We start from the raw sequence: 6,045 nt of genomic DNA, 5'->3' as shown, positions 1-6,045 counted from the left end.
CCCCGGGCACCGACGCCCCCGAGATCCGCCTGTCGACGGTGGTGATGGCCCACCCTCGGCGCGCGGCCGCCGCTCGCGAGCTGTGCGCGCGCCACCCCGAGCTCGACGCCCGGCTGATCACCGACCCGGACCCGGAAGGACCGCCCTCCGCCCTGCGCACGGCCCGCCTCGCCTGGCAGTCGGTCGCCCCCGGCGCCACCCACCACCTGGTCCTCCAGGACGACGCGATCCTCGCCCCCGGCTTCGCCGAGCGCGTGCGGGCCCTGATCGCCGACCGGCCCGACGCCTCCCTGAGCCTGTTCACGGAATGGGGCTCGCGCACCGCCAACGCCGTGCGGGTCGCCGCCCTGCGCGGGGCCGCCTGGGCCCCCGTCGTCGACGACTACCTGCCCTCGGTCGCGCTCGTGCTCCCCGCCCCTCTCGCCCTCGGCTTCGAGGAGTACGCCGCCGCCAAGACCGCGCAGGAGGACACCGACGACGTGGCGCTCCTCGGCTACCTCGCCGCCACCGGTACGGAGACCGTCGTGCCGGTCGCGGGTCTCGTCGACCACGCCAACCCCGCCAGCCTCGTCGGCAACGACGTGATGGGGCCGCGCAGCGCCGCCTGCTTCCCCGCCGCGGCCCCCGCCCTCCCGCAGGACCGGCAGCGCCCGCAGGAGCTCGTCCACCTGGACACCGTGCCGTACTTCTGCTGGTGGGAGCAGCTCGCCGTCGCCTACGTACGCGACGCCGCCGCCCCCGACGGCTGGCGGCGCGTCCCGGCCGAGGACGCCCTCCTGGAGCGCGGCATCACCCGCGAACGCGTCGTCGGGGCGCTGCGCGAGGCCCTGGACCGCCTGCCGCACCGCGCCTTCGTGCACGACCGCGTCAGCGACGTGCTGCTCACCGAGATCTGGACGACCGCCTACGCGCTGGGCGTGGTGACCCGCGAGAGCGGCGGCGCGCCCGACTTCACCGCCCCGCTGGCCCGTACCGCACTGGCCACGCTCGCGCCCGGCGCGCTGCGCCGCGTCGTCCCCGCGGGCTGGCTCGCGGCAGTGGGCGAGCTGCTCGCGCCGCTGGTGGCCGACGCGGTGGCGGGCGGCGCGGAAGCGGGCGCGGGCTCGTGAGCACGCAGCCCCCGGCCATCCGCGTCGACCGGGTCACCAAGACCTTCCGCAGCTGGGAGAGTGCCGAGGGCCGCTCCTGGAAGCGGCCGTTCCAGCGGCGGAAGGCGCGGCGCACGGCGGCGCTCTGCGAGGTCGACATGACGGTCGAGCCAGGCGAGTTCATCGGCCTGCTCGGGCAGAACGGCGCGGGCAAGTCCACGCTCATCAAGGTCATGACGGGCCTGCTGCTCCCGGAGTCGGGGACCGCCCGCCTCTACGGCCTGGACCCCTACGCGGACCGCGAGCGCAACGCCCACGCCATGGGCGTCACCTTCGGGCAGCGCACGCAGCTGTGGTGGGACCTGCCCGCGTACGACTCGTTCACGATCCTGCGCAACATCTACGGCCTGTCCGAGGCGGAGTTCCGCGCCACGCTGACCGAGCTGAACGACGTACTGGCGCTGTCGCCCTTCTGGGACACGCCCGTGCGCTTCCTCTCGCTCGGCCAGCGGGTGCGCTGCGACCTGGCGGCGGCGCTGCTGCACCGGCCCCCGCTGCTCTTCCTCGACGAGCCGACCATCGGCCTCGACGTCCTCGTGAAGGACCAGGTGCGCACCCTGCTGGCCGGATTGGCGCGCACCGGCGACCACACGATCGTGCTCACCACGCACGACATGGCGGAGGTGGAGGCGCTGTGCCGGCGCCTCGTCGTCATCGACCGGGGCCGTGTCGTGTTCGACGGCGAACGCGGCGAACTCGCCGGGGCAGCGCACCATCGGCGGACCGTCGTGGTGGAGTTCGAGACGCCGCCCGGCGCGCTGAGCCTGCGCACCGCCGACGTCGTGGCCACCGATGGCACGACCGTCCAGCTGCGCCCGCACCCCGGTGTCGAACAGCGCGAGGTGACCGACGAGTTGCTGTCCGCCCACGCCGTGCGCTCGGTGGTCTTCGACGGCGCGAAGGTCGAGGACGTCCTGCGCACCCTGTACGCGCGCCCGGAGGCCGCCGCGGCGGCGGCCCCCGCGGGAGGCCCGGCATGACGGTTCAGGCGCCCGCGTCCCGGCGGAAGCCGCGCGCCCACCGCCTCGCGGCCCTCGTGCCGCGCACGGAGTGGGCGTACCGCCCGCGCATCGTGGCGACCGCGTTCATCATCGTCACCCAGGTCTTCCTCTACGTCCTGCTGTGGCGCGCCCTGTACGGCGAGGGCGACGACACGGTCGCGGGCATGGACGTCACCCAGGCCGTGACGTACTCCGTCCTCGCCACCCTGATGGGCACCGGCCGCGTCATCATGGAGGGCGCGTCCCAGGAGACCGCGCAGAGCAAGATCCGGGACGGATCGGTGGTGTTCTGGTTCACCCGGCCCGTCTCCGCCCGCCGCTACTGCGCCTGGCGGGGCCTCGGCGAGAGCCTCTACGCCACGGCGTGGCTGCTCGCGGGCCTGGTCGTCGGCCTGGCGACCGGTCTGGTCGCCCCGCCGCCGTCGGCCGCCGCCACGGCGGTCGCCGCCCTCTCGTACGCACTGGGCCAGGGCGTCTTCTACCACTTGGCGCTCCTGGTGGACCTGACCAGCTTCTGGACCATCACCAGCTTCGGCGTGAACCGCCTGGCGGCCTTCGCGCAGACGCTGCTCTCGGGCGCGCTGATCCCGCTGTGGTTCTTCCCCTCGTGGTTCACCGCCGTCTCCGGTCATCTGCCGTTCTCCGCGACCGTGCACGTGCCCGTCTCCCTCTACACGGGCCGCATCGCGGCCTCCGACGCCTGGCCGTACCTGCTCGAACAGGCCGCCTGGTGCCTCCTGCTGGCCGCCGTCGGCCGCCTTCTGTGGCGTCGCGCGGCGCGCCGCCTCCTCGTCCTGGGTGGTTGATCCGATGTCTGCGATGTCCCCTGTCCCGCGCGCCGCCGAACCGGCGCCGCCCGTGCTCCCCGTGGGCCGGCTGCGGCTGGCCCTGGTCATCCTGCGCGCCGGTGTCCGCAGCCAGTTGGCCAACCGCGCGGACTTCGCCATGGCCATCGCCAACGGGGTCACCTATCAGGTGACGGTGCTGCTGTTCGCCACGGTCATCTTCGGCCGCTTCCCCTCGCTGGCGGGCTGGGGCGTGGGCGAGGTCCTGCTCATCAGCAGCATCCGCATGCTGGGCCACGGCCTCTACATGCTCTTCTTCGGCAACCTCGGCCTGCTCCCCCATCTCCTGCGGGACGGCCGCTTCGACGCGTTCCGCACCCGCCCCGCCCCCGTCCTGCTCCAGGTCTTCACCTACGAGGCCCCGGTGAACGCGGTCGGCGATCTCGTCGTCGCCTGCGCCTCGCTCAGCGTGTGCCTGTCCCTCCTGGACGTCGGGTGGACCGTGGGGATGGTGGCGTTCCTGCTCACCGCGGTCGCCGGGGCGTCGGTGATCGAGCTGGGCCTGAACCTGCACATCGCGGCCCTGGTCCTGCGCTTCAGGGGCAGCGAGTCGCTGTTCTTCTGGCTGGACAGCGTGTCGGGCACCTTCGGCAACTACCCGCTGGGCCTGTTCCCCTGGCTGCTGCAGGGCGCCTTCACCTTCGCCGTCCCCATCGCCTTCGCGGGCTTCTACCCCGCGGCCTGGCTGACGGGCCACGCCGACACGGTCCCCTTCTCCTCCGCCCTGGTCTTCGCCTTTCCCGCCGTGGCGGCCCTCCTGCTGTGGTCGGGGCTCGCGTGGTGGCGACGGGGGGTGGCCTTCTACGCGCGCAACAACTGACCGGGTACGGACGACGGCCGCCGACATCTCGCGCGAGTGAACACCCCACCCGTATCTTCCGTACTCCCCGGTACCACCGGCGACACGGGAGCACCACGGGAGGCACCTTGCGGCGCGTCAACGGCACAGCTCTGATCATCGCGGCACTCGTCGCCACGCTGGGGGCCATCGCGTTCCCCGTGTGGTCCTACGCCGACCGGTCGAGCACCGGGCCCGCCAATCTGGCCGCCGGGTCGGTGGCCACCCGGTGGGGGCCGCTCTCCGCGGCCGACCGGGATCTGCTCGTGAAGGTGCGGCTCGCGGGGCTGTGGGAAATACCCGCGGGACAGCAGGCCGTCGAGCGCGCGCCGACCGAGGCCGTCAAGGAGGCGGGCGACCACCTCATCGTCGGGCACACCGACCTCGACAGGCGGACCCGCGCCGTGGCCGCGCAGCTGGGCGTGGAGCTGCCCAACCAGCCGACCGACCAGCAGCAGGGGTGGCTCGACGAGCTGTCGGCGGCGAGCGGCGAGACGTACCAGCGGAAGTTCGCGAATCTGCTGCGCGCCTCGCACGGCAAGGTCTTCAGCGTCATCGCCCAGGTGCGCGACAGCACCCGCAACTCCCTGATCCGGCAGCTCGCCACGGACTCCAACCAGACCGTCCTCGACCACATCACGATGCTGGAGGCCACCGGGCTCGTCGACTTCGACGGAATCGCGAACGGCGCCGCGTCGACCGCGACCGCCAGCCCCACGGGGCCTCCCCCGCCCTCCGGAGCCACGCCTCCCGAGCCCTCGCCCGCCGGACCCGAGGGCGACGTCTCCACCACGTCCAGGCCCTCGCCAGGACCGCCCGGAGAGATCAACACCGGCCGCCCGGAACCTCAAATGTAGCTCTGAACGTCTCCACCCGAGGGTTCGATCCGCACGGCCGGGGCCAAGGTCCTGGCAACGGGGACGAAGGGGGAGCGGACATGGGGCAGCTGAGTACGCGGCTGGGGACCGGGATCGGCTGGCGGCCCGAGATCGCGGACGCCGTGGAGGCCATGCCCGGCATCGACTGGGTCGAGGCCGTCGCGGAGAACCTCTGTCCGGGGCATCTGCCCGACTCGCTGCTGCGGCTGCGCGAGCGCGGCGTGACCGTCGTGCCGCACGGCGTCTCGCTGGGCCTCGGCGGCGCGGACCGCCCCGACGAGGGGCGGCTCACCGCGCTGGCCGAGCGGGCCGAGGCCCTCGGCTCGCCGCTCGTCACCGAGCACATCGCGTTCGTACGGGCGGGCGGCGCCCTCACCGCGACGCAGCCGCTGGAGGCCGGGCACCTGCTGCCGGTGCCGCGCACCCGCGACGCGCTGGACGTGCTCTGCGAGAACGTCCGGATCGCACAGGACGCGCTGCCCGTGCCGCTCGCCGTGGAGAACATCGCGGCGCTGGTCTCCTGGCCCGGCGAGGAGATGACGGAGGGGCAGTTCCTGTACGAGCTCGTCGAGCGCACGGGCGTACGGCTCCTCATCGACGTCGCCAACCTCCACACGAACCACGTCAACCGCGGCGAGGACCCGGCGAAGGCGCTGGACGAACTGCCGGTCGAGGCCATCGCGTACGTCCACGTGGCGGGCGGCTTCGAGCGGGACGGCGTCTGGCACGACAGCCACGCGCACCCCGTGCCGGAGGCCGTGCTCGCGGTCCTCGCCGACCTCGCGTCGCGCGTGTCCCCGCCCGGCGTCCTCCTGGAGCGGGACGAGAACTTCCCCGAACCGGCCGAGCTGGAGCGGGAGCTGGACGCCGTCCGGGCGACGGTGAAGACGTCGGACGAGGCGCCTGCGGACGTCCCGGCCGGGCGTCACGACGTCCCGGCCGCCTCCGCCGCGGCCCGCCAGCGCACCGCCGTCGCCCAGACCGCGCTCCTCTCCGCGCTCGTCGCGGGCACCCCGGCGCCCGAGGGCTTCGACCACGCGCGCCTGAAGGTGCAGGGCCACGCCCTGGCCGCCAAGCGGGCCGACGTCGTCGCGAAGGTCGCGCCCGAGCTGCCGGAGATCCTCGGCACGGCGTACCGCGGCCGGTTCCTCACGTACGCCAGGACCCGGCCCATGACCGGCGGCTACCGGCACGACGCGCTGAACTTCGCCGAGCACCTGCTGCTCGCCGGGCGCCCCGAGGACCCGGAGGCCCGGCGGCGGTTGAGCGACTGGTGGCTGGAGCGCTCGGGCCCGGCCCCGCTGTCGCGGCGGCCCGCCGCGAGACTCCTGCACG

At 74.0% G+C, this 6,045-nt stretch carries 6 protein-coding genes; all 6 read left to right on the top strand.

The genetic code is table 11. The features are described 5' to 3' along the window. On the top strand, window positions 1-1,109 hold a 1,109-nt coding region (locus AOK03_RS43005), incomplete at its 5' end, for a hypothetical protein (RefSeq protein ID WP_157869218.1). Continuing rightward, entirely contained in the window at window positions 1,106-2,128 is a 1,023-nt protein-coding gene (locus AOK03_RS39175; protein ID WP_055570108.1) for an ABC transporter ATP-binding protein, read from the top strand. The genes AOK03_RS43005 and AOK03_RS39175, both read left to right, overlap by 4 nt. Beyond that, window positions 2,125-2,955: an ABC-2 family transporter protein gene (locus AOK03_RS39170; protein ID WP_055570107.1), complete on the top strand. Its 831-nt coding sequence runs from the start codon at window positions 2,125-2,127 to the stop codon at window positions 2,953-2,955. The genes AOK03_RS39175 and AOK03_RS39170 overlap by 4 nt, the downstream gene beginning before the upstream one ends. Before the next feature lie 13 nt (window positions 2,956-2,968). Then, the gene (locus AOK03_RS39165) at window positions 2,969-3,814 is read left to right on the top strand and encodes an ABC transporter permease (RefSeq protein ID WP_055570106.1); all 846 of its coding nucleotides are present in this window, start codon (window positions 2,969-2,971) and stop codon (window positions 3,812-3,814) included. A gap of 107 nt (window positions 3,815-3,921) precedes the next feature. Beyond that, window positions 3,922-4,689, top strand: coding sequence for a DUF4142 domain-containing protein (locus AOK03_RS39160; protein ID WP_055570105.1), 768 nt, complete (start codon window positions 3,922-3,924; stop codon window positions 4,687-4,689). Between the two features lie 80 nt (window positions 4,690-4,769). Then, window positions 4,770-6,045: MbnB/TglH/ChrH family RiPP precursor modification enzyme (locus AOK03_RS39155; protein ID WP_055570104.1), on the top strand; the 1,276-nt coding region annotated here is incomplete at its 3' end.

The sequence above is a fragment of the Streptomyces atriruber genome (genome assembly GCF_001418325.1).
Classification (GTDB): domain Bacteria; phylum Actinomycetota; class Actinomycetes; order Streptomycetales; family Streptomycetaceae; genus Streptomyces; species Streptomyces atriruber.
The sequence above is the reverse complement of the archived record's forward strand: the minus strand, read 5'-3'. Positions and strand labels throughout refer to the sequence as shown.